19 protein-coding genes are annotated in these 24,537 nt (G+C 46.7%); 7 read left to right on the plus strand and 12 right to left on the minus strand.

The window, feature by feature from the left end:
* Window positions 1-14: 14 nt before the first annotated feature.
* From AC4BAP_RS11255 to AC4BAP_RS11290, 8 genes are all read right to left on the minus strand, one after another.
* Window positions 15-608, minus strand: coding sequence for a HupE/UreJ family protein (locus AC4BAP_RS11255; RefSeq protein ID WP_490582751.1), 594 nt, complete (start codon window positions 606-608; stop codon window positions 15-17).
* Between the two features lie 181 nt (window positions 609-789).
* Complete coding sequence (locus AC4BAP_RS11260; protein WP_490582752.1) at window positions 790-1,635, minus strand: alpha/beta hydrolase; 846 nt, start codon at window positions 1,633-1,635, stop codon at window positions 790-792.
* A 177-nt stretch (window positions 1,636-1,812) separates the two neighbouring features.
* The gene (locus AC4BAP_RS11265) at window positions 1,813-2,193 is read right to left on the minus strand and encodes a transposase (protein WP_490582753.1); all 381 of its coding nucleotides are present in this window, start codon (window positions 2,191-2,193) and stop codon (window positions 1,813-1,815) included.
* 354 nt (window positions 2,194-2,547) lie between these two features.
* On the minus strand, window positions 2,548-2,832 hold the full coding sequence (locus tag AC4BAP_RS11270) for a hypothetical protein (RefSeq protein WP_490582754.1): 285 nt from the start codon (window positions 2,830-2,832) through the stop codon (window positions 2,548-2,550).
* Window positions 2,833-2,947: 115 nt separating this feature from the next.
* Entirely contained in the window at window positions 2,948-5,566 is a 2,619-nt protein-coding gene (clpB, locus tag AC4BAP_RS11275; protein WP_490582755.1) for an ATP-dependent chaperone ClpB, read from the minus strand.
* 205 nt (window positions 5,567-5,771) lie between these two features.
* Complete coding sequence (locus AC4BAP_RS11280) at window positions 5,772-6,158, minus strand: GxxExxY protein (protein WP_490582756.1); 387 nt, start codon at window positions 6,156-6,158, stop codon at window positions 5,772-5,774.
* A gap of 88 nt (window positions 6,159-6,246) precedes the next feature.
* Window positions 6,247-6,930, minus strand: a complete 684-nt coding sequence (nfi, locus tag AC4BAP_RS11285) for a deoxyribonuclease V (protein ID WP_490582757.1) — start codon at window positions 6,928-6,930, stop codon at window positions 6,247-6,249.
* Window positions 6,931-7,035: 105 nt separating this feature from the next.
* Window positions 7,036-7,677, minus strand: coding sequence for a hypothetical protein (locus AC4BAP_RS11290; RefSeq protein ID WP_490582758.1), 642 nt, complete (start codon window positions 7,675-7,677; stop codon window positions 7,036-7,038).
* Between the two features lie 131 nt (window positions 7,678-7,808).
* Between AC4BAP_RS11290 and AC4BAP_RS11295 the strand changes: the two genes are divergently transcribed.
* Window positions 7,809-8,489, plus strand: coding sequence for a dienelactone hydrolase family protein (locus AC4BAP_RS11295; protein WP_490582759.1), 681 nt, complete (start codon window positions 7,809-7,811; stop codon window positions 8,487-8,489).
* Window positions 8,490-8,602: 113 nt separating this feature from the next.
* Entirely contained in the window at window positions 8,603-9,229 is a 627-nt protein-coding gene (locus AC4BAP_RS11300) for a phosphoribosyltransferase (RefSeq protein WP_490582760.1), read from the plus strand.
* A 4-nt stretch (window positions 9,230-9,233) separates the two neighbouring features.
* Here AC4BAP_RS11300 and AC4BAP_RS11305 read toward each other — a convergent pair whose 3' ends face one another.
* A complete protein-coding gene (locus AC4BAP_RS11305; RefSeq protein ID WP_490582761.1) occupies window positions 9,234-10,559 on the minus strand; it encodes a GDSL-type esterase/lipase family protein in 1,326 nt (441 codons plus the stop codon).
* 463 nt (window positions 10,560-11,022) lie between these two features.
* Here AC4BAP_RS11305 and AC4BAP_RS11310 point away from each other — a divergent pair, with 463 nt between their 5' ends.
* A complete protein-coding gene (locus tag AC4BAP_RS11310; protein WP_490582762.1) occupies window positions 11,023-13,251 on the plus strand; it encodes an NADP-dependent isocitrate dehydrogenase in 2,229 nt (742 codons plus the stop codon).
* A gap of 86 nt (window positions 13,252-13,337) precedes the next feature.
* Here the strand turns inward: AC4BAP_RS11310 and AC4BAP_RS11315 are convergent, their stop codons facing one another.
* A complete protein-coding gene (locus tag AC4BAP_RS11315) occupies window positions 13,338-14,327 on the minus strand; it encodes a DUF4062 domain-containing protein (RefSeq protein ID WP_490582763.1) in 990 nt (329 codons plus the stop codon).
* 298 nt (window positions 14,328-14,625) lie between these two features.
* Between AC4BAP_RS11315 and AC4BAP_RS11320 the strand changes: the two genes are divergently transcribed.
* Together AC4BAP_RS11320 and AC4BAP_RS11325 are read left to right on the plus strand one after the other, a co-directional pair.
* Window positions 14,626-15,000, plus strand: coding sequence for a transposase (locus AC4BAP_RS11320; protein ID WP_490582764.1), 375 nt, complete (start codon window positions 14,626-14,628; stop codon window positions 14,998-15,000).
* Between the two features lie 36 nt (window positions 15,001-15,036).
* Window positions 15,037-15,174 (plus strand): hypothetical protein, encoded by a 138-nt coding sequence (locus AC4BAP_RS11325; protein WP_490582765.1) that lies wholly within the window; start codon window positions 15,037-15,039, stop codon window positions 15,172-15,174.
* A 205-nt stretch (window positions 15,175-15,379) separates the two neighbouring features.
* On the opposite strand, the gene AC4BAP_RS11330 is transcribed toward AC4BAP_RS11325, so the two are convergent.
* Window positions 15,380-18,334, minus strand: coding sequence for a M16 family metallopeptidase (locus tag AC4BAP_RS11330; RefSeq protein ID WP_490582766.1), 2,955 nt, complete (start codon window positions 18,332-18,334; stop codon window positions 15,380-15,382).
* A 53-nt stretch (window positions 18,335-18,387) separates the two neighbouring features.
* Window positions 18,388-20,289, minus strand: coding sequence for a DNA polymerase III subunit gamma/tau (locus AC4BAP_RS11335; RefSeq protein WP_490582767.1), 1,902 nt, complete (start codon window positions 20,287-20,289; stop codon window positions 18,388-18,390).
* A gap of 583 nt (window positions 20,290-20,872) precedes the next feature.
* Here AC4BAP_RS11335 and AC4BAP_RS11340 point away from each other — a divergent pair.
* Complete coding sequence (locus AC4BAP_RS11340; protein ID WP_490582768.1) at window positions 20,873-23,698, plus strand: T9SS-dependent M36 family metallopeptidase; 2,826 nt, start codon at window positions 20,873-20,875, stop codon at window positions 23,696-23,698.
* A gap of 366 nt (window positions 23,699-24,064) precedes the next feature.
* The gene (locus tag AC4BAP_RS11345; RefSeq protein ID WP_490582769.1) at window positions 24,065-24,526 is read left to right on the plus strand and encodes a hypothetical protein; all 462 of its coding nucleotides are present in this window, start codon (window positions 24,065-24,067) and stop codon (window positions 24,524-24,526) included.
* The last annotated feature ends 11 nt before the right edge of the window (window positions 24,527-24,537 follow it).

The following is a 24,537-nucleotide window of genomic DNA, read 5'->3' on the forward strand; positions in this document are numbered from 1 at the left end:
AGGTTGTTTGTGTGCTAAAATATATTGGTCTGCATGATCAGGATAAGCGAAATGCCTGCCGCCGCACTCGACAGCACCATGATCCAATCGCGTTTCCGGGCATTGAAAATGTTTAAAAGTATAAATGCCACGACAAGCAGTATCAGGACGATAAGCAACTGGCCAAGTTCGATGCCCACATTAAAGGCAAGCAACTGCAACCAGGTGTCGGAGCCGTGCCCGAGCAAAGACTTCAGGTAATTGGAAAAGCCCATGCCATGCACCAGTCCAAAGAAAACCGCCATCAGGTTATGCAGCGAAAATATGGTATGCTGCTTGGAGGCTGCGCCCTTCAGTTTAAAGAAATTGGTAAGGCAGGTAAAAAGTATGGTTACCGGTATCAGAAACTCAATTAAGGCGGTATCGAACTGGATAAGATTGAACGTGGACAGTGCCAGGGTAACAGAGTGGCCAAGCGTGAAGCTGGTTACCAATGCCAGTACCTTTCGCCAGTCGCTTAAAGTATAGATGGCGCAAAGTGCCAGCAGGAACAGCATGTGGTCGTAAGCCTGCAGGTTAAAAATATGATGAAAGCCTAGCTTTGTATAGGTTGTAAAAACAGAAGACACCCTGCTTGTTTTTATACAGTTACAGTTTTACTAATTGTGGCAAATTACGTGTTTGCACAGTGTTTTGCAAGCTTGTAGTTCAGGAATGGCAGTATATTATTGCTCAATTTTTATAAATAGCAGTAAAATGCTGTAATATAGCTTAATAGTGAAATGCTTATTTATAAAAGTATAAAGATTATCAGGTTTTGAGGCTTTTTGCTCTTTCTTTCTGGAAGAATAAAAGATGATATTCCAGCGCGTTGCCCCAGTAAGTCCAGGAATGTGCGCCGGGCCGCTCTATGTACTCATGTGGCACTTTTTCGGCAACCATTCTCCGGTGCAGCTCACGGTTATCCTCGATCAGGAAATCATTCACACCGCAGTCAATCATAAAACTTACACGGCTTTGTTTTAGCTTCGGCACCATGTGTACTATAGAGTTCTCCTCATAGCGCTGCTGATTTTGCTGTTTCGGCCCAAGCACGGCCTCTATACTTGGCAATAGGTTTTTGCGGTCTATGGCAGCAATGTTTACAGAGCCGCTCATGCTTCCTGCGGCTAAGTATAAATCCGGATGCCTGGACGATAAGTATAAAGCCCCATGTCCGCCCATACTTAAACCGGAAATAAAGCGGCCATTTTTCTCTTTGATGGTTTTATACTTGGTGTCTATCAGCTGCACCAGCTCCTGCGTAATAAAGGTTTCGTACTGGCTGGTCGGGTCAACTGGGCTATCAAAATACCAACTGCTGTAGCCACCGTCCGGGGTAACGATGATGAAGTTATACTTGTTGGCCATACTTTGGAGCAGGTCTTTTTGCGGGGGTACTATTAGCCAGTTACTGAAATTGCCGCTGTAGCCGTGCAGTAAGTATAAAACAGGATAAGGGCCGTTCTTTTTCTTGTTATAGCCTTCCGGAGTTACCACGCCAGCCTTCAGCGTTCTCTGCATTGATGGGCTTTGGATGGTAAGGGTATCTACTTTAGCCTGAGCGGTAAGTATGGTTAGAGTAAAGAGCAGGAGCAGTAGGTGCTTTTTGAGCATGGTTAGGAGGTATTAAAGTATAGCAACTGCAAAGTATGGATTTTACGCACCTGTTTCAAGCTTTCAGCTTGGAACGGAAATGAGGCAAGCTTTCAGCTTGCGAATGCATGAAATATTATAAAACGCAAGTTGAAAGCTTGCCTCATACTTACCACGAGCTGAAAGCTCGCGGCAGGTTTACTCAATTAATATAACGTCGACCAGTCCCTTGTTGCCAGCATAATCTCTGGCGCTGCTGTATAAATATTCCCAAGGCTCTTCTACAAAGCCGGCTTCAACGGGGTTTTGATGCAGGTAGTCTAGTTTCTGCTCTAAAAGGAAGGTATTGCTAAGCTCGATAGGATGATTATGATGTTGCCAGAACTGATAAACTTCGGTGCTAGGATTATAACTGCCTACGCGTTTGAACATCCAAAGAAGCCAATCCTTCCGACTTTCCTGGTTGTGCTCCTCGATAAGTTTAAGTATGGCTTTAGCCGTATGCCTTTTCATGTCGCGAAGAATGCCTTCCAGCGGTTCTTTAGTGCTGCCGATAATTAAATGGACGTGACTGCTCATGATCACCCAGGCATACACTTCCAGCCCTTTCTATTTTATACAGTATTGTAAGCTTTCCACTACAATCTCTTTATACTCCCGCCGTACGAAAACATCAATCCAGTTTACCACGGCAAAGGAAACAAAGTATAGCTTTGACTGATCCCGGAATTTATAGCTACGACTCATGCAGCAGCTAACTCAGAAAGTAAGTATCTGGTTGCATTTATGTATTTTCTACCGGGAGCTTTCAGCTCGTGGTGGTGCATGAAGCAAGCTTTCAGCTTGCGAAAGTAACAAGTATAGGTAACGCAAGCTGAAAGCTTGCCTCATGAAAAGCCACCCCGAATGCCTTCGGGGCGGCAGATAATGTCTTTAACGGAAGATAAAATAAACCTTAACCAAAGCCAGCATCAGAACAGCAATAAACAGGCGAGTATAAAGTTGCCGTTTGTCGGTTTTGAAATAGTAAATGCCCAAAAGAATAACTCCTGTTATCTGAAACAGCAAAGCAATTATAACAGAGTAATGTAAGCCTTTGTTGATTGTGGGCGGATGCTGATTTAACCCCAGAAATAGTATGATTAGCCCCGGAGCAAGCAGGCTGATGCCTGCTGTTTTAATTTTGATTAAGGAGATTGTTTTTAAGCTGTTTAGCATAAGGTAGTGTGTATTGGAAGTGTTAATATAGATATTTATTAACAGATACAAAACCCCGCTACTCCTAAGGAATAGCGGGGTTTACAGCTAATCTATACTTTAAACTAAATCACAATTACTCTCCTGTCGGTATCTCTACGTCTATGTTGTTGAATCGTATCTGACCGTTCTCCAGCGTGGCCTCTACCACAGAGTCCTTGCTGATCTTGCCAGACAGGATCTCTTTTGATAGCTCGTTTAATACTTGGCGCTGGATAACGCGCTTCAGTGGTCGGGCGCCGAACTGTGGGTCGTAGCCCTGCTCGCCCAGGTAATCCAGTACCTCGTCGGAGGCTACCAGTCGTATGCCGGCATCCTCCAGTCGGTCCTGAATATGGCCGAACTGTATCTCTACGATCTGGCGGATATCCTCTCGGCTCAACGGACGGAACATCACCAGTTCATCAATACGGTTCAGGAACTCCGGCCTTACCGACTTCTTCAGAAGTTCAAATACCTCTTCCTTGGTCTTCTCAATCACCTCATCATGGTTAAATTCATCCATCGTCTCGAAATTGCTCTGGATAATGTGCGAACCGATGTTGGAGGTCATGATGATGATGGTGTTCTTGAAGTTTACCACACGGCCTTTGCTGTCGGTCAGGCGGCCATCGTCGAGTACCTGCAGAAGTATGTTGAACACATCCGGATGCGCTTTTTCGATCTCGTCGAGCAGCACCACAGAGTATGGCTTACGGCGCACAGCCTCGGTTAACTGACCACCTTCGTCGTAGCCCACGTATCCCGGAGGCGCACCCACCATGCGGCTTACGGCGTGGCGTTCCTGATACTCACTCATATCGATGCGCACCATGGCGTTCTCGTCGTTGAACAGGTAATCGGCCAGCGCCTTGGCAAGCTCTGTTTTACCTACACCGGTTGTACCCAGAAATATGAACGAACCGATCGGACGTTTCGGGTCCTGCATGCCGGCACGGCTACGTCGTACTGCATCAGAGATGGCCTCAATTGCCTCTTCCTGCCCAGCTACGCGTTTGCCCAGTTCCTGCTCCAGGTGCAACAGTTTTTCGCGGTCGCTTTGCAGCATTTTGCTAACAGGTATGCCCGTCCATTTGGCAACTACTTCGGCAATATCCTCGGCATTCACTTCCTCCTTCAGCATCGGGTTCTCGCCCTGCATTTGGTGTACCTGCTCCTGCAATTCTTTCAGGTGTGCCTCAGCCTCCTGAATTTTACCGTAACGCAACTCCGCCACACGGCCATAATCACCGCTACGTTCAGCCTGCTCAGCCTCCAGTTTATACTGCTCAATGTTTTCCTTTTCTTTCTGAATGCCCTCGATGATCTGCTTCTCGTTCTGCCACTTGGCTTTCAGGTCATCGCGTTTGGTAGAAAGATCAGCAATCTCCTTAGAAAGCACCGTTTCCTTGTCCTTATCATTCTCACGACGTATTGCCTCACGCTCGATCTCCAGCTGCATGATGCGACGCTGCAATTCGTCCAGTTCTACCGGCAGCGAGTCGATCTCGATACGTAATTTTGCAGCCGCCTCATCCATCAGGTCAATGGCCTTGTCTGGCAAAAATCTGTCAGTGATGTAGCGGTTCGATAACTCCACTGCGGCTATGATCGCATCGTCTTTGATGCGTACCCCGTGGTGTACCTCATACTTATCCTTAATACCGCGAAGTATGGAAATGGCATCCGGCACGCTTGGTTCGTCCACCATCACCGCCTGGAAACGACGTTCCAGAGCCTTGTCCTTCTCTATGTACTTCTGATACTCTTTTAGGGTAGTCGCACCGATGGCATGCAGTTCGCCACGCGCCAGGGCTGGCTTAAGCAGGTTGGCCGCATCCATGGCACTTTCGCCACCCGCACCGGCCCCGATCAACGTATGAATCTCGTCGATGAACAACACAATCTCACCTTCAGCATCCACCACTTCTTTAATCACGGCTTTTAGACGCTCTTCAAACTCACCTTTATACTTGGCGCCTGCCACCAATAAGCCCATATCCAGGCTCATCAGCGTTTTGTTTTTTAGGTTTTCCGGCACATCACCAGATACAATACGCTGTGCTAAGCCTTCTACAATAGCGGTTTTACCCACGCCAGGCTCACCAAGCAACACGGGGTTGTTCTTAGTTCTTCGGCTCAGGATCTGCAGTACACGTCGGATCTCCTCGTCACGGCCAATCACAGGGTCTATTTTGCCGGCACGAGCCAGCTCGTTCAGGTTTTTTGCATAGCGTTTCAGGGAGTTATACTTAGCCTCAGCGTTCTGGTCAGTTACCTTAGCTCCACCACGCAATTCTTTTATGGCTTTTTTAAGGTCTTTTTCGTTAAAGCCAACATCCTTCATCAGGCCAGCCACTTTATCGCGGCCAGCAAGTATGCCCAGCAGCATGTGCTCAATGGCCACATACTCATCTCCAAATTCCTTTAAATAAGAAGTAGCTTTTTGTAGCGCTGCAGCCGCATCGTTAGCTAGGTACGGACTGCCGCCGCTCACTTTCGGGTAAGCCGCCATGATCTCGTCCAGCTTGCTGTGCAGGATGTTTCCGTTAACGCCTAATTTCTGAAGCAGGAAGTTGGTTACGTTCTCGTCTGTCTCCAGAATAGCTTTTAAAATATGCCCGGTTTCGATAGCCTGCTGCTGATTGCCGCCTGCTATCTCAGTAGCCTTCTGTATGGCCTCCTGGGCTTTGATGGTATAGTTGTTAAAATTCATATGCCTTTGTCTGTTTTCCCTTAGTTTTATTTCTACGAGTTCAGAAGCAAAGGGTGAACCAATGGTACTTTTAGGTGATTCTGCTGAAATAATGACAGGTTGCTGGAGTGGTGTTTGGTGAATTTCGGACTTTTTGTCTGAATCAGGATTTACAGGATTATGGGATGGACAGGATGTTCAGCACAAATTAATCTTAGGATTTAAATTATGTTAACGATTTATACTTGCTGTTAAATACTTTCTTGTATTGGAGGCTGATACTACCAAAGTTAATAAGCAAGCCAACTGGTAAATTGTAGGCGACAGTATAGTTCTTGGCTTGTGCCAGGTGAATGTCTTCTAAACTGATTAACGCCTTCAGTTCTATCACAATATTGCTTTCAACTATAAAATCAGCTCTTCGGCTACCAACTTCTATGTTGTTATAGTAGATTGTTTGTTCTTTTTCCCGCACAAAATTTAGCCCAGCCGTTTGTAATTCAATTGCTAAACATCGCTGATAAATTACCTCCTGAAATCCGTTGCCTAATGTGTTATGTACCTTCATGGCGCATCCTATTATTTTGTATGTAACCTCATCCAATCGCTTCATTATCTATAATTGCAAATTTTATAATGCTCAAAAATTTATTCACTCGTGCTGAACATCCTGTCCATCCAAAAATCCTGCAAATCCTGATTCAGACCTCCTTCTTAAACACCGCCGCATAATGGTCGGCCAGGCGGGTGGGTTCGGGGAGTTTATACTTGGTGGCGCAATTCAGGGCGATCTCGGTGGCTGATTCGAGATCCATGAGGTGGCCGGGGGAGACAAAGACGGGCTTAACGTTGTCTTTGGTGCAGAGAACGTTGGCGATGATCTCGCCTTTATACTCCAGCGGGGAGACAGAGCCTTTAGTAGCGGCAGGTTCTTTATACTTGCCTACCAGCACCTTTTTGGCTACGCCGATGGTGGGTTTGTCGAGGTGCAGGCCCAGGTGGGTGGCGATGCCCAGGCGGCGCGGGTGTGAGATGCCGTGACCGTCTACCATGATCAGGTCGGGCTTTTGGTCGAGCTTTTTATAGGCTTCCAGCAGGTTTGGCGCTTCTCTAAAGGACAGAAAGCCGGGTACATAGGGCAACTCTACCGGGCCGTAATGCCATACTTTCTCCAGTACTTCCAGTTCGGGGTATGTCATGAGTACGAACACGGAAAGTATAGCGTCTTCGCCTACAAAAGAAGAATCGCAGCCGGCAATAAGTTTGAGGTCGAAGTCAGGTTTTTGGATGATGATACGCTGCTGCATTTTGTTTTGCAGAGCAGTAAGGTCTCTGAGCAGGTTAGGATCGGGTGGGGGAACAGCATGTCTTCGGTAGTAGGCCATGTTTTTAGAATTATGAATTAAGAATTAAGAATTACGAATGATGGTAGTAATAAGTATAAGCCATAGTCTTATACACTTACCCATCCACTCTTTCAAGATTGAAGCTTACGCGCTGCAGGGGTAAATGAGCTTGGCAAAGAGCAGGTACCATTGCCCGTTTACCTGGCCGAAGTGAAACTCGAAAGAGGTATTGGTGTGCAGTACAGTTTTTTGTACTAATGGTAGGGTAGCCTCTATGCGTTGGATCTCAGCATCGGAAAGGCTGGCGTAGTTCCAATAACCACTCTTCCTGAATTTGTCGGCATTCCAGGCAAAGCAGCCGTCTTTGCTGTAGCCGCTTTTGCCTTCATCGTAATTCATGTCGGCGCAGTCAAAATCCGGGAGTGGCTCTTCGGTTAGCTTGCAGGCCTGCATCTCCTCGGCTATGGTAAAAAATGACCTGTTTTGATACTCACGGCCAAAGTTCTGTATCCTGGCTACCTGTGTCATTTTGGGCAGGGCACCCGGCTGCTCAATTATCCAGAGGTTATACTTTGGATGAATAAACCGGTTGATCACAGCCGTGTCGGACTGTTGCACAGCGTCGAAAAAGCTGCCGAATGCCTCCTTGAAATTTCTGGCAGAGTCGGTTTCCTGGTGTGAGTTAGTATTAACTTGCTGGTCCTCTGTAATGGTGGTGGTTTGCTCCGAACTGCAGGATGCCAGAATAATAAAGGCCAACAAAAGTATACTTACAGGTTTAAACATGACAGTTGGGGATTTTATACTTGCTGTACGCACAGCGGTGTGTAATGGTGTAACATTCTGAACTTCTAAGATTTATGGGCGTAATTCAAAACATGCAGCCTCTGTATTTATGAAATCAAACCCAGACAGCTATGACAGACTTAATTATTAGCGAGCAGGTAGACATCCCGGTAGGCCAGGCAACACTCACAGGTGATCTTTCGGTGCCGGAAAACGCTAAAGGACTGGTTATATTCTCGCATGGCAGTGGGAGCAGCCGCTTAAGTACACGCAACCGTTTTGTTGCCGAACACCTGCAGCGGTCCGGCTTCGCTACCTTACTCTTCGACCTGCTTACGCCGCAGGAAGACGAAAACTATGATAACCGCTTTAACATCCCCCTGATCACGCAGCGCTTGGTTGACGCTACCAATTGGGTGATGAAAGATGATCGGCTGACTGACTACAATATTGGCTATTTTGGGGCAAGCACCGGTGCCGCATCCGCCTTGGGAGCCGCCGCTGCCCTTGGCGATATGGTAAAGGCTGTAGTTAGCCGCGGAGGCCGGCCCGACCTGGCAGATGCAGTTTTGCCGGACGTGCAATCGCCAACTTTGCTAATCGTGGGTGGAAAAGACGACCCGGTTATCAGTTTAAACAAACAGGCCCATGACCGGCTTCAGTGCCTGAAGGATATGGAGATCGTGCCCGATGCCACACACCTGTTCGAAGAACCTGGCGCGTTGGAGATGGCAGCGCAACTGGCCACCGACTGGTTTCGCAAATACCTGGAACCCGGCAAGCAGCACCCTTTGCGTCAGGACAAACCGTGACATTACTAATGGGAGAATGAGCGAATGAGTGATTGAGTGAATAACAAAAAAATATCTGATTGGCGGCTTCACTCGCTCATGCACACACTCACTCATTCACAATTGAAAAAGCTATGGAAATGATACACAGCCGTGAGAGTGCGGCGCAGGAATTGGCGCAGCGGTTACAGAAGTATAAAGGAACGGACGGGGTTGTGCTGGCGATACCCCGCGGAGGCGTGCCTGTTGCCGCGCCTATTGCTAAAAGTCTTGGCATGCCCTTAGAAGTAACGCTTACTAAAAAGATCGGGCACCCAGCCAACCCGGAGTTTGCCATTGGCTCTGTAAGCTTAAAAAGTGTAGCCGTGGATGAACGCGCCGAAGTACCCGACAAATATGTAAACGCAGAGGTGCAGCGCATCCGGGAGAGCCTGAAGGAGAAGTATAAGCTGTTTATGGGCAACCGCACACATGTGCCCTTAAAAGACAAGACAGTAATTATTGTAGACGACGGCATTGCCACCGGCAAAACACTGGAGGCTACTGTAAAGCTGGTTAAAACCGAGCATCCCAAAAAAATAGTGATTGCCGTGCCGGTGGCGCCACCTGAGGCGGTGCGCCGTTTCGAGCAAATGGTTGATGAAGTAGTTTGCCTGCTAACCCCTCCGTTTTTTCAGGCGGTTGGGCAGTTCTACGAAGAGTTTTACCAGACCTCCGATGAAGAGGTGATTCAGTTGTTGCAGGAGCAGGATAAAGAGTAAACCACTATTTTACTATAAACTCTCTCTGCAGCTTACCGTGTGGTGTAGCAACCTGCACCAGATATAAGCCTGATTGTTGACTTTCGTTAAAATACAGGTCCATCAGCAGCACACCATTGGCAGCGCATTGCCTTACCAAATGCTTTATCCGCTTCCCTGACAAAGTATAGACCCAGATCTCCACCTTCGCAAAAGGTCTTTGTCCGCTAAGGTTTATACTTACCTTTTCCTGCACATTAACAGTAGGGTAAACCTGCAGACTGGCACTTGAAGCTGCAGCTTGTACCTGAATAATGTTTGAGTAGCTGCTCACGCCATCCAGATCAGTTTGTTTTAAGCGATAGTAATAGGTGCCGCTAAACGCAGTTGAGTCCAGGTAAGTATAGTTTATCAGATGGTGCGTATTGCCGCGTCCTGCCAGGGTGGCAATAGTTGAAAACGAGCTGGCACCTTCAGAACGCTGAACCTCAAACTGTGCATTATTCTCTTCTGATGCTGTTGCCCATTTTAACTCTACTCCTTTATCCGGAATGTGCCTTCCGCTGAATGAGATCAAAGTAACAGGCAAAGGAATGATGGCATCCATTAAAGCATCGAACCAGCGCTGCGCCATTTTTTCGTCTCCGCTTGCATTGGGGTGTATGCCATCCCAGGTGTCGACGCCGGTTGTTGCATCAAAGCCAGTGTATTGGTCTACAAGTATAACCTGGGATGCGGCGGTATTGAGTTCATTGACCAGGGCCGGTATGCGGTCATTTAATAGCCTGATGTTATTGGCGGCCGTTGGCCCTACTTTCTGATCATAGGCCGGAATCAATTGCGCCATGAGTATCGTTACATCCGGATTGTCCGCTCTTAGCTGCCTCACAATTTCGCGCAGCTCATCCAGCGTTTCATCCAGCGATTGGTCCCGGAACATATCGTTTGTGCCCACATGCATTAGCACTACATCGGGGGTATAGCCAGCAAGCCACTGGCTTAGTTTGCCTTTGGCAGGTTCTCCTGAGTTGCCATAAAGTATCTGGTCTGCACTCCAGCCCCAATGGCCTTCGTTGTCGGGGTCGAAGCTCTGGCCTTTATGCTGTGGCCATGCCGGGTTGCCGCCGTTGTTTACCGCATGCGAGCCAACAAAATCTACCTCCATGTTAGCGTCCAGTAGTTTTTTCCAGAGGTAGTACCGGTAACTGTAATTAGCCTGGTTCGATTGCGTAATGGAGTTCCCCAGCGCCATGATCCTGATCGGCTCCGGGAAAGCTGGGTGAACGTAAAAGGCACACAAGATAAGCAAGAGTATTATCCTGCAGGCAGGTAAAGTAAGGATGTGAATCATAAGTAAAATAGGTAAATACTATATTCTCTTGTTGTACATATGCTCCTTTTAAGATGTTTTTGGCCGCAGGATTACTTTTAGCGAACACATAACCTGTTTATACCAAGCGAACTAATTACTTAGTAAGTATAAATTGCTATACTATTGGGTGGATTTGTTTTTAAGTATAAAGCCTCCGTGCCTGACAGCTTCAGAAGTTTTGTGTTAATGGCAAAAGAGTAAGAACACACTGTGTTACAACGTTTATAAATTACGCCATGCCTGGTGCTGAATAAAACCCATAAACCTGCCATAATACCCCACCAATATCAAAAAGACTCTTATATTTGTTCCCTGATCCGGCGTGGCTAAATCTTGTGGTCCTATGCTCGGACTTTAATGTTGTATCAACCTTAAAACAGTATTTTTAACCTGTGTTTTTGCTGCGCGGTGGCAGAGGCACAGACTTAACTAACACTTTATAATGACGACAAAAGCATCAAAGATCATCTATACGATTACCGATGAGGCGCCGGCACTTGCCACGCGCTCTTTCTTACCTATAGTTCAGGCTTTCACAAAAGCTGCCGGCATCGAAGTAGAGACAAGAGACATCTCCCTGGCTGGCCGTATCATTGCTGCCTTCCCGGAGAACCTTTCTGATGAGCAGAAGCAGTCGGATGACCTGGCTTACCTGGGCGATCTAGCTAAAACACCGGAGGCGAACATCATCAAATTGCCAAACATTAGTGCCTCTATCCCGCAGCTGAACGCGGCTATCAAAGAACTGCAGTCGCAGGGCTACAATATTCCAAACTATCCTTCTGAGCCTAAAACAGAAGAGGAAAAAGATATCAAAGCTCGCTATGCCAAAATTCTGGGTAGCGCGGTAAACCCTGTACTGCGTGAAGGTAACTCTGACCGCCGTGTAGCTGATGCCGTGAAGCAGTATGCCAAAAGCCACCCGCACTCCATGGGTAAATGGTCATCAGACTCTAAAACACGCGTTGCCCACATGACGGAAGGCGACTTCTATGGCAGCGAGAAATCGTTTGTGGCTGATAAGGCTACAGAGGTGCGCATCGAGTTTGTGGATGCCAATGGCAACACCAAAGTATTAAAGGAGAAGATCGCTTTGAAAGATGGCGAAGTGATGGACTCTTCTGTGATGCACGTGGATGCCCTGAACGCTTTCTTCGAGAAGGCCATCAATGAGGCAAAAGAAGATAACATCCTGTTGTCGCTGCACCTGAAAGCTACCATGATGAAGGTTTCTGACCCTATCATGTTCGGCCATGCGGTAAAAGTGTTCTTTAAGGATACGTTTGCCAAGCATGCTGCTACATTTAAGGAAATCGGCGTTGACGCAAATAACGGTTTGGGCGACGTGTACAACAAAATCCAGAGTTTGTCAGAACAGAAGCGTGTCGAGATCGAAGCTGACCTGAAAGCTGAGATGGAGAAGCGCCCTGAACTGGCAATGGTAAACTCTGACAAAGGCATTACGAACCTGCACGTGCCTAGCGACGTGATCATCGACGCGTCTATGCCGGCGGCTATCCGTACGTCAGGCCAGATGTGGGGACCTGATGGCAAGCCGAAAGATACGGTAGCCATCATTCCGGACCGCTCTTACGCCGGTATCTACCAGGAAGTGATCAAGTTCAACAAAGAGAACGGCGCTTTCGACCCGACAACTATGGGTACTGTTCCGAACATCGGCCTGATGGCGCAGAAAGCCGAGGAGTATGGCTCGCACGATAAAACATTTGAAATGGCTGAGGCCGGAACGGTGCGTGTGGTGGATGCCAATGGTAACGTGATGATGGAGCAGCCAGTAGCAAAAGGCGATATCTTCAGAGCTTGCCAGACAAAAGACGTAGCTATCCAGGACTGGGTGAAGCTGGCCGTTACAAGAGCCCGCATCACGAATACGCCTGCCATTTTCTGGCTGGACCCACAGCGTGCACACGATGCTAACCTGATCATAAAAGTAGAAAAGTACCTGCAGGACCATGACACCAACGGCCTTGAAATCAAGATCATGTCGCCGGTAGAGGCCATGCGTTATACTTGCGAGCGCGCCAAAGCTGGTAAAGATACCATCTCAGTAACTGGTAACGTACTCCGCGACTACCTGACTGACCTGTTCCCGATCCTGGAGCTTGGCACCAGCGCAAAAATGCTTTCTATTGTTCCGTTGCTGGATGGCGGTGGCCTGTTCGAGACAGGAGCGGGTGGTTCTGCACCTAAGCACGTAGAGCAGTTCGTAGAAGAAAACTACCTGCGTTGGGATTCATTGGGTGAGTTCCTGGCATTGGCCGTTTCTCTGGAAGATCTTGCTTACAAGACCAAGAACGAGAAGGCTGAGGTATTGGCAGAGGCACTGAATAAAGCCAACGCTGAGTTCCTGGAGAAAGACAAGTCGCCGGCGCGTAAAGTTGGCGGCATCGACAACCGTGGCAGCCACTTCTACCTGGCCATGTACTGGGCTCAGGCACTTGCCAAGCAGGACAAAAATCAGGAGCTGAAAGAGAAGTTCTCTAGCCTGGCCAAAGAGCTAACCGACAACGAGCAGAAGATCGTAGACGAGCAGATCGCCGCACAAGGCAAGCCTGTTGAGATCGGCGGTTACTACCACCCGGACGAAGAAAAAACTAGCAAAGCCATGTGCCCAAGCGAAACGCTAAACGCTGCGCTGAGTAACTTCTAAGTAGAAGTATATAGTATAAAAGAGAAAGGCTGCCTGAGAGATCGGGTGGCCTTTCTCATGTATACTTTATCCTTGTTTCTTATACGTTATAAAACAACTTCTCGCTTTATTGCTCTAAGTTCAGTAAGATACTTATCCCCTCTAGATGTTAATGTCCAATAAGTGTTTGTGTCCTTAAGAGATCTCTTTTTTATACTTTTTTCAATTAAACCTAGTGCTTTTAATTGAATTAGAATTTGAGCAAAATTATCCTTAATGATTGTAAAATCATAAAATGCACTGTACTCCCCTTTTAGAAGATATTTGAGGTATGTATTTAGATGGTTTTTAAAATCTAATTCAGAAGCCTCATTCATAAGTATTGTACAAGATTTTTTAAATAAATCATTCCAAGTTACTTCTACTGAGGTGCGAATATTATTAATCGTATACCTTTCTTCTTTAAAAACAACATTTACCACAAATCTATCATCTCCTTGAGCCAATTCCACTAGGTTGACCGATAGTTTTACTGTCTCTAGTTCAGATACTTTTTCTCGAAGTTTAAGTATTTCTAGCTGGGCTTCTTCAGAACCTAAATTATCAGCTTTTACCCATCCAGTCCGAGGATGACTTTTAATTAATTTGACAAGACTTCTACTTACAACAGATCCAAGTTCAATGGGTGACTCCCAGAATCTTACAAGTTTTTTCTCTGCTAATTTCCTGAATTCTTCCAGCTTCCTTCTTTTATCTTCGTCCTTGTCTGTTTTAGAAACAGATACAGTATCTGGATTTTTATGTAAAAATGAAATTATAGGTATTCCCTGATCGAGCGCATACTGGAATTCCATTTGAGTATAACTGATACCTTCAGCGCTTTCAGAACCATATCTTGCTCCTATTATGAGAATATAGTAGTCACAGTCATTTATGAGATTCTTTATTAAAGTCCATTGATCATCATCAGTCGCAGGAAACATTTCCATGCCAACTGGAATACAATCTAATTCTAATAATGCTTGAATAACCTCCCTTCTTTCTTCTGTAAAATCTTGATATGTTGAGCTAACAAAGACTTGGTATTTTTTTTCCATTTATTTTAGTTTCAAGAACTACTAAAAGTAAAAAATATAAACAAATAAATAAGAAGTTGATTCATAGTTCTTATGATAAATGCCATGAGTTATTCTGACTTTTTTTCTTGATACCGCAAGTTTAGTGTGAGCCCCCCCATGCCGCAAGTTTAGCGTGAGCGCAACTTGTGGCTATCCATGAGGCCAGTTTGTAACTGGCGTTATCCAACTTTATACTTTCGCCAGTTACAAACTGGCGCCATACCCCACCACCAGTTACCGCTGCGCTCAAACTGGCGGTATGTTCGTATAGTATGCCATGAGCCGGAATTATAAGATTAGCGACCAGAGTAAACTGCACTTCATCTCGTTTGCCACGGTGAATTGGATAGACGTTTTTACTAGACCTGCATATAAAGATATTGTAGTTGAGAGCCTGAATTATTGTGTTAAAAACAAAGGGCTGGAAGTATATGCCTGGTGCATTATGTCGAACCATGTACATTTGATTATTGGCTCGCAAACAGAAAACCAGTCAGGCATTATCCGGGACCTGAAGAAGCATACTTCTAAAACTATAATTAAAGCCATCTCTGATAACCCACAGGAAAGTAGAAAGGAGTGGATGCTCTGGATGTTTGAACGAGCTGGTGTGCGGAACAACAATAACCAAACTTTCCAGTTCTGGCAGTAGCATAACCAGCCTATCGAGCTAAATTCAAACTTCCTGATGGATCAGAAATTAAATTACATTCACAATAATCCTGTAGAAGCTGGCTTTGTGTACGAGCCGCAGAACTATCCTTATAGCAGCGCCATTGATTATGCAGGAGGAAAAGGAATGGTGGAAATTATACTTCTGAACTAACCATACCGCCAGTTTTAGCGCAGCGGTAACTGGTGGTGAAGTATGGGGCCAGTTTGTAACTGGCGGAAGTATAGCTTTAGAATATACGCCAGTTACAAACTGGCCTCATGGATAGCCACAAGTTGCGCTATCGCTAAACTTGCGGCATGAAAAGTATGGACAAAAAAAATACCCCCTCCTGTTTTTAGGAGGGGGCAGGGGGAGGTTAATACCCAAACAAGGTCTTCAGATCCAGTTGCTTCACTTTGCCATACTTCTCCAGTGCTTTGAAGTTCAGCTTGTCTTTAGAGCCGATCACAAGTATAACCTGCGGCTGGGCTTTCACATACTTCTGCTGGAACTCCTTCATCTGATCGAAGGTCATGGTGTTGGCGCTCTGGTACACGTCCTGGCGGATATCGTAGTTCAGGCCTAGCTTTTTGGCACGCTCGTAGTCGAACAGGATGCCGGCTTTGGTGATGCGCTCCGTAGAGATGCTATTGCGCAGGGCAGCCTGTGCGTTCTGGAAGTTGGCATCTGCCAAAGGCATATCCGTTAGCAGGTTCTGCATGCCGGCCATCGCCTCCGCCAGTTTATCCGACTGCGCCCCGATGTATGAGATCAGGTAATTGGCGCGGTCCTTTTTAGAAGCAGGGCTATAGAACGAGTAAGTAGAGTAGGCTAGGGCCTTCGACTCACGCAGGTCCTGGAACACGATGCCACCCATGTATTCGTTGTATAGGCGCACTACCGGAATAATGTCTTTGCTGTAAGGCACCGACTTGCTCAGGAATAGCATTTCGGCCTGCACCATGTCGTAATCTGCCCAGTAAACCGTTGGCTGCGTAAAATCGATCTCCTTATATACTTTTTCGGCAGGTACTGGCTTTAGTTTAGCTGGTACCATATGGCCTGTATTCAAGGCAGCTACTAACTTGTCGGTTTCACGTGGACCATAGTATAGCACGCGGTGCTCGTAAGTCGGGATGCTCTTGATGATGTTCACCAACTCCTGCGGTTTAATAGCCTTTAGCTCTTTCTCGCTCAGTACCGTGTTAAACGGATTCTTAGGGCCATACTTGGCGTAGTTCACCATGGCCTGCTGCAGAATAACGCCTTTGTTTTTCTTGGCATCAGCGCGGGCTTTCAGGATACCGGCTACCATGTCGTTCAGGGCCTGCTGGTCTGGTTTCGGGTTAGCTAATACGCTCTCAAAAAGGTTCAGGCCTTTCTCGAAGTTCTCATCCAGGCCAGACAAGCTTACATATACCTGGTCGCCGGAAGAGAACACGTCAAATGAAGTACCCAACTTGTAGAACTCTTTCTGAAGCTCTTCTGCCGTATACTTATCGTTACCCAGGTACTTGAGGTAGTTAACAGCCAGTCCTAGTTTCTGGTCGTTGTTGGTGCCCATGTCCAGGATGTAGTATAGCTGGAACAAGCCATTGTCTTTGTTCTTAGTATACAGCAGTGGGATGTTCTGCTTCAGGGTAGTTTCGGTGATGTCTTTTTTATAATCAAGGAAAACAGGCTGCAGCGGCTCTACTTTCTTGGCCATAAACTCTTTGTAGTACTCCGATTGCACATCGCGGTTAACGGCTACCGGCGTAATGGCTGGCTTCTCCACTTTTTGCGCGTTCGGGTCTTTGCCGGTACGCTTGTATACCAGCACATAGTTATTACCAAAGTACTTGTTAGCCACATCCATCACATCCTGCTTGGTAATACCAGCAAACTCATCCTGGCGGCTTACAAACTTTTGCCACGGCATGTCATAGATAAAGGCTGTTACAAAGGCATCGGCGCGGTTGCTGTTCTGCTCATAGGCCTTCATAGTGTTGATCTTGTCGTTGTTTACAACCGCCTGGATAAGGTCTTCGTCAAAATTACCTTTCTTGATCATATCCAGCTGCTGCAGCAACAGGTCGCGCACCTGGTCCAGGGTCTGGCCCTGGCGTGGCATGCCCGTCATCCGGAACGTGCCATAGTCCTTCATCGGCGTGTCGTAGGCGTACGAGTTCAGCACTTTCTGCTGCTGGTTCAGGTTCAGGTCTATCAAACCGGCCTGGCCGTTATAAAGCAAGTTGCTGATCATCTGTATTACAAGCGCATCGCGGGTGTTAATGCCCGGTGTGCGGTAGGCGATAGATACGTTCTCGGCATCTGGCCCCAGTATTTCCTTCACAATTGGCTGCTGAATAGTTTTTTCATCAGCTACATTAAAAGCCGGTACCGGCTGCTGCGCCATACTTCCCCAGTACTTGTCTATCAAACGGATGGTCTTGTCGAAATCGATGTCTCCGCTCATGGCAATGGCCATGTTATTCGGTACGTAGTATTTGTTATAGTACTTTTTGATCTCGGTGATGGAAGGATTCTTCAGGTGTTCTATAGTGCCTATAGTTGTCTGGGTACCGTACTGGTGCGTTGGGAAAAGGGCGGTGTTGATGACCTCTGCCACTTTGCGTCCGTCGCTGTCTAGGGTACGGTTTTTCTCTTCATACACAGCCTCCAGCTCCGTATGGAAAATACGCGGCACCATGTCGCCGAAGCGATCTGCCTCCAGCTCTATCCAGCGCTCCAGTTGGTTACTTGGGATGTCGTTGGTATAAACTGTCTGGTCTACCCAGGTATAGGCATTGGTGCCTTTTGCCCCAATAGCGCCCAGGATCTTGTCATACTCGTTGGCAACGGCATAGGTAGCAGCAACACCCGAAACAGAGTCGATCTGGGCATAGATCTTTTTGCGGGCGGCTTCATCGGTGGTGGCTCTATACTTTTCGTAGAGTGCCTCGATCTTATCCAGCTCCACTTTTTCCTTCTCCCAGTTCTGTGTGCCTAACTCCGTGGTGCCTTTAAACACCATGTGCTCCAGGTAATGGGCAAGGCCGGTGGCATCAGCAGGGTCGTTTTTAGAGCCGGCGCGAACTGCTATAAACGTCTGAATGCGAGGTGCCTCTTCGTAATCCGATAAGTATACTTTCAGGCCGTTGTCCAACGTATAAATGCGGGCATTCAGTGGGTCGCCGGGCACGGTTTCATACTTGTACTCTTTTACTGCTGGGCTAGCAGTGGCTGTTGTGTCAGTGGTTGACTGCGTCTGATACGTTTCGTTCTTGCACTGGGTAAATGCAAAAACAGACGCGATCAAAAACAGAGATACTCCCTTTTTGATTATCATAGTATAGCTTGATTAGTGACGGTGTAACTATACGAATATAGTATATAACAGATTTAGAAATCCGTATCTAAGCCAAAACGCTGCTTTAAATCGACGATCACCGGGTATTTCTCGGCGAGATAGTTAAACTTATCCTGAGAAGTATAAAGTTTTCGGCTATCGTCCTGCACTTCCACTACCTCTGCTTTCAGTTTTATACTTCTGTTGCCTGTCTGTGCCTTTAGTTCACGCAGTATCTCGGGGCGTATGGCCGTAAACTGGTCCATCATCACGTGGTTTTCCAGGTGAAGTATAACTTCGTTGTCGGCGCTGATGTGGTACTGGCGGTTCAGGAGCGTGAACTCCATCATGTTCTCTGCCTTTTTGCGGCGAAGTATAGCATGCCAAACCGTTTTCAGGCGCGCCTCATCAACAGGCACCACGGCACCATAGTTGGCGTCTTCCTCTTCTTCGGCTACCACCACATTTGTAGCGGCGGCCTGCTGGTTCTGCAGGTCTTTCAGGCTAGGCAGCTTGCCCAGTTTTTTCGGCGGAGGCAACTGTACTTTAGAGCGCGGCTGTTCCGGGGCTGCCTGTGCCTTTGGCGGCGTCAGGTGTGCATCGGGTGTTACTTCCTGCTGCTTTGGAGGTTGCTGCAAACCTTCGGATGGCACATGCGTTGGCGTGTGCGGCGGTTGCATGCGCTCTGATGGCACGCTACCCGGCGCAGGTTGCTGCATCTGCTGCGACGGAACCGTGCCCTGGTTATGGGCTGGCTGCATGGCAGCAGAAGGTATGGCACCTGTATTTCCGGTAGCGGCTGGTGCCGGGGCTGCTACCTTAGCTTTTTTTGGTTCGTTTCCCTCGCTGGCAAAACTCAGGGCTGCATTCAGGTGGGCCAGTTTCATCAGGCAAAGCTCTACGTGCAGGCGCTGGTTTTTGCTGCTTTTGTAGTTGGTGTCGCAGGTGCTTACCAGGTTTAGACCCGATAAAAGGAAGCTCACACTTGCCTTCTGCGACTGCTCCGCATACTTTGCCTTGATGTTGTCCGATACCTCCAGCAACTGTATCGTCTGCGGGTCTTTGCACACCAGCAGGCTGCGGAAGTGCTCTGCAATGCCGATCAGGAAGTTGTGCGAGTCGAAGCCGTTTTTCAGGATCTCATCGTACAGCAGCAGCGAACCAGGCAGGTTCTGCTCCAGCAAATGGTCTGTTAACCGGAAGTAGTAGTCGTAGTCGAGTATGTGCAGGTTCTCAACGGTAGCCTTGTAAGTCACATTGCTACCCGAGAACGTCACCATCTGGTCGAAAATAGACAGGGCATCGCGCAAGGCCCCATCTGCTTTCTGGGAGATCAGGTGCAGGGCGTCCTGCTCGGCCTGTATGCTTTCCTTTTGGGCGATGTTGCCCAGGTGGCGCACCATATCCTCTATCCTGATTCTGTTAAAATCGAAGATCTGGCAACGCGAAAGTATGGTCGGGATAATTTTGTGGCGCTCGGTGGTGGCAAGTATAAAGATGGCGTAGGATGGCGGCTCCTCCAGCGTCTTCAGGAAGGCGTTGAAGGCCTGGTTCGAGAGCATGTGCACCTCATCTATGATGTAGATCTTATACTTGCCTGTTTGCGGCGCATAGCGTACCTGCTCCACCAGGTTTCGGATATCCTCTACTGAGTTGTTGGAAGCGGCATCGAGCTCATGGATGTTGAACGAGCTGCTGCTGTTAAAGCTTTTGCACGATTCGCACTCGTTGCAGGCCTCTGTTTCCGGGGTAATGTTCTGGCAGTTTATGGTTTTGGCCAAAATACGGGCACAGGTGGTTTTACCCACACCTCTTGGGCCACAAAACAAAAAGGCCTGCGCCAAATGCTTGCTGCTGATGGCGTTTTTAAGGGTATTGGTTATATGGTGCTGCCCCACCACACTGTCGAACGTGGTTGGACGGTACTTACGCGCTGATACTACAAAATTTTCCATTACTACAAAGATAATCAATCTGAAGCTGAGATGGGAGTGCTTTTTATCCAGTAGTTTTCCAGATAGTTATCCACTTTTGCTTGATATGGTAACAAGAGTTAGCTGCAAATAATTTGACTGCCCCACTTATTTTAAAAATTAAGCCACAACATGTTCTGCATGCAAAATTGAACCAAAAATAACATAGGACCAATGACGGTGTTTAAACACTAAAATAAAATTGGTAAGTAGATTTTATCAAGGTCATCTTTCTAAGTTTTGCCTAATACCGGAATAGTGCTGCCTGAGGCCTGAAATAAGTTTTATGAAATAGGAATATATTTAAAACATAGCCTGCCGGAGTGTGCCGGTGGGTTATGGCGCAGTTTGCACTGGTTTTGTAATGTGTGGCTGTTGTAATTGCCTGGTTTGTAGTTTTATATAATATGTTAGTTCTATATATGAATATTTATTTTAGCATTCCAATATAGATGTAAAATACTTATAATGCAATAGTATAATTTATGGATATGCAATCGCTTGTTTTATAGACTATCCGTATATATCGTCTGATTTATTTCCTAACATCTTCACTCAAAAATCTATGGTTAAATATTTACGCGATTGTACGCGGCTGGCTATTATTGTAGTCATGCTGTTCGGTGGCAGTGTTGCCTTCGCCCAAGGGAACCGCCAGTCCGAGAAAAAGCCAATTCCACAGGTAGCGCTTGATCACATACAAAAAAATAAACAAGCACTTAAAGTAAAAGACAAAGACATACAGGACCTGGCGCTAGGCAGTGAAGCCGAAAGTAAAAAGAGTGGTGTAAAGCACTACTACATTATGCAGCGGTATGAAGGTATTGAAATTCATGGTGCCATAACTAACATGAGTATCTCCAGCGATGGAAAGGTTGTGAATGTAGGCAACCGTTTTCATGAAGATATTGAAAGTAAAGTGAATAGTAAACAGCCTGTTCTGGACGCTGAGGGGGCAGTTCAAGCAGCTGCGCGCCATTTAGGCGTTACCGTTTCAGAGCCATTAACTGTATTGGAGAGAACAAATAACAGAAATAAAGAAGTAGTGCTTTCGAAAGGTGGTGTCTCACTGGAAACAATACCTGCTAAGCTAGTTTATCAGCCTATGTTTGATGGTAGTCTGAGACTGGCCTGGGAGGTATCCATCTATGAACTGGATGCGCAAAACTGGTGGAATATCCGGGTAGATGCCAAAACAGGAGAACTGCTGGACAAAGACAACATGGTGGTGCATTGCGTGTTCGAAAATGACGGTGCCGGAGGAAAATACCTCCACGATACGCACCGGCACGAAGTGTCCCTGGCAATGGATGGGGATATTGATATGACTCCGTATTCGCCAATGGCCGGACCTGTTAATCAAGGAAATACACCAGGTGTTTATGAAGTATATCCTATGCCATTTGAAAGTCCAAGCCATGGCGGCCGAAAACCGATGAACGCGGCTGCTGTGGTAGACAAAATGGCATCGCCGAATGGTTGGCACACAGACGACAAGAAAAGCTACACCATAACCAGAGGCAATAACGTGTACGCTTACGAAGACCCGAATAATAAAGGTCATATAGTAAGTAATGCCGATAATGGAGCAGATGTAGTGCATGGCCATAGCCCGGACGGTGGAACCCAGAGGGTTTTCAAATACCCTTTAAACTTTTCGCAGCAACCAGAAACTTATCGTGATGCTGCCATCACCAACCTTTTCTATTGGAATAATATTACACATGATGTGTGGTACAAGTATGGCTTTGACGAAGAGAGTGGCAACTTTCAGAGAACTAACTTTGGCAAGTCAGGTCTTGGAGGTGATTATGTAATGGCAGAAGCACAGGATGCACGGAACATTCCTATCCCACCGGCAGGACAAACCACACGAAATAATGCAAACTTTGCTACTCCAATTGATGGCAGAAGACCAAGAATGCAGATGTACCTTTGGAGTGGTATTCCTGATCCTGATAAATTTAGGGTGACGTCGCCTTCATCTATTGCCGGAAGTAATCCTTCAGCCACTGCAGCTTTTGGTCCGGCTCTTACTTCCACTCCAGTAACCGGAAAATTAGTTCTGGTAAACAGCGAAGGTGTTAACGCAGTGGAGGGGTGTGGCACAGTACTTAATGCTGCGGCTGTTTCAGGCAAAATAGCAGTAGTATACAGAGGTAATTGTCCTTTTGTAGATAAAGTTAAAAACGCTCAAAATGCCGGAGCCATTGCGGTAGTGGTTATTAATAATGCACCGGGTGCTCCAAGTACTATGGGCGGTGCCGATCCTTCAATTACGATTCCTTCGGTGATGATCAGCGATATAACAGGTGCCAGCATCAGAGCATTACTGGATGCAAATCAAGAGGTAACCGTAAGCCTAAAAGACGATGGTTCTGGGCCTGAGATTGACGGTGATTTTGACAATGGCATCATTGTGCATGAATACGGTCATGGCATTTCAAACCGACTGACAGGTGGCCGTAATACTACTTCCTGCTTGCCAACCCAGGTGCTTGCCAGTGGTCAGGTATTGACAACCGAACAGATGGGTGAAGGCTGGAGCGACTGGTTTGGACTAATGATGACCATGAAGAAAGGTGATACCCGTAATAAGATCAGAGGTATAGGTACATATGCTTCAGGGCAGCCTGTAGAGGGCCGGGGTATCAGACCTGCTCCTTACTCCACTGACATTAGCGTGAACAGTTATACTTATGGTGCCACCAACAATCCAAATCTTTCAGCTCCGCACGGTATTGGTTTTGTGTTTGCTACTATACTCTGGGAAATGACATGGGATCTGATAGATAAGTACGGCTTCGACCCAGACCTTTATAACGGCAAGGGAGGTAACAACATGGCTATGCAATTGGTTATCGACGGCTTAAAACTGCAACCATGCTATCCTGGCTTTGTGGATGGCCGCAATGCTATACTTTTAGCTGATCAGCTAAACTATGGCGGTGCTAACCAAGAACTGATCTGGAGTGCCTTTGCAAGAAGAGGCGTGGGCTATAGCGCCAGTCAGGGCCTAAGCTACTATAGATTTGACCAGAAGGAAGCATTTGATATGCCTCCGGCAACGGTTATCGCAGGCGGCTCTACTGCAAGTCCGGCAGTTGCAATGTCAGAGGTAAACAAAGCGGATGAAATGGTCTTAAGCTACCCTAACCCATTCTCTGAAAGCACCACGATCAGCTTTAAAGCAAAAGAGTCTGGTTATACATTGTTAAAGGTTTATGATGTAACTGGCCGTGAGGTAGCAACGCTCTTTGAGGGCAACGTGGAAACTGGTCAAACTTATACTTATAACTTTAAAGCATCCGAAAATAAAAGCGGAGTTTATATTTACAAGCTGGTGAACGGTAACTCCAGCCGTTCAGGCACAATGCTACTAATAAAGTAGGATAGAGAAATAATTTCTTGAGAAAGGCACCCTGTGGCAAAATTTACTGCAGGGTGCCTTTCACTTTAAGGATTTTGTCTGTCTTGATAATTTTGAACTCAGTCATGATGTGCTATGATGTTACCCAAGGTCAGGAGAATGGTAATATTATCTCCGTGAAAGTTGTATAATAATTATTTGATTATTGTGTTATAAGGTGTTTCGGGTATTCATTTTGAAATTACTTGCAATAATCTATTATGCTGATGATGTTACCTTTGGCAATATTTATTCCTGGTAGTGCGGTGTTTGAATTTGTACTTTTATCACAATCCCCAAAATAATAGGAGTGGGTGTGTTGCAAAGTATTGTTTTCAAACATCTGGCATGAAAAAAAGCATCGGACCATTGATCAAGCTTCTGCTGTTATTGGCTTTCCTGTCGAGACTGGAATTTGTCTTTGGGCAGGGAGAAATAGCAGCTACCGAAACCAGCGTTAATCCATTTATTACTGCCGGCACAGAAAAGGCCCTTGCGCCCGGCGATGGAATTAGGAAAGCCTCGACGCTTGGCGGGGGGATAGGAGAGGAACGTTTATCGCTTTCTGCATCACCAAAGAGCTTCGGTAATAAAACAGACCTAAGTTTTAAGCTAAAGCAAGCCGGACGCTACAAACTTGAAATTCTGAACATGCAGGGTAACACGTTAATGGTATTAGCTGAAGGCACAGGGCAAGCAGGAGAGTATTTTGTGTTTCAGTTAAGAAGGGAAAAGTTGCCGGCAGGCAGTTACATTGGCCGGTTAATAACAGAGCATGAAGTAACCTCTGCGCGCTTTATGCTGAAGTAAAAGCTTACAAG

It is taken from the genome of Pontibacter sp. GD7, from assembly GCF_058216375.1.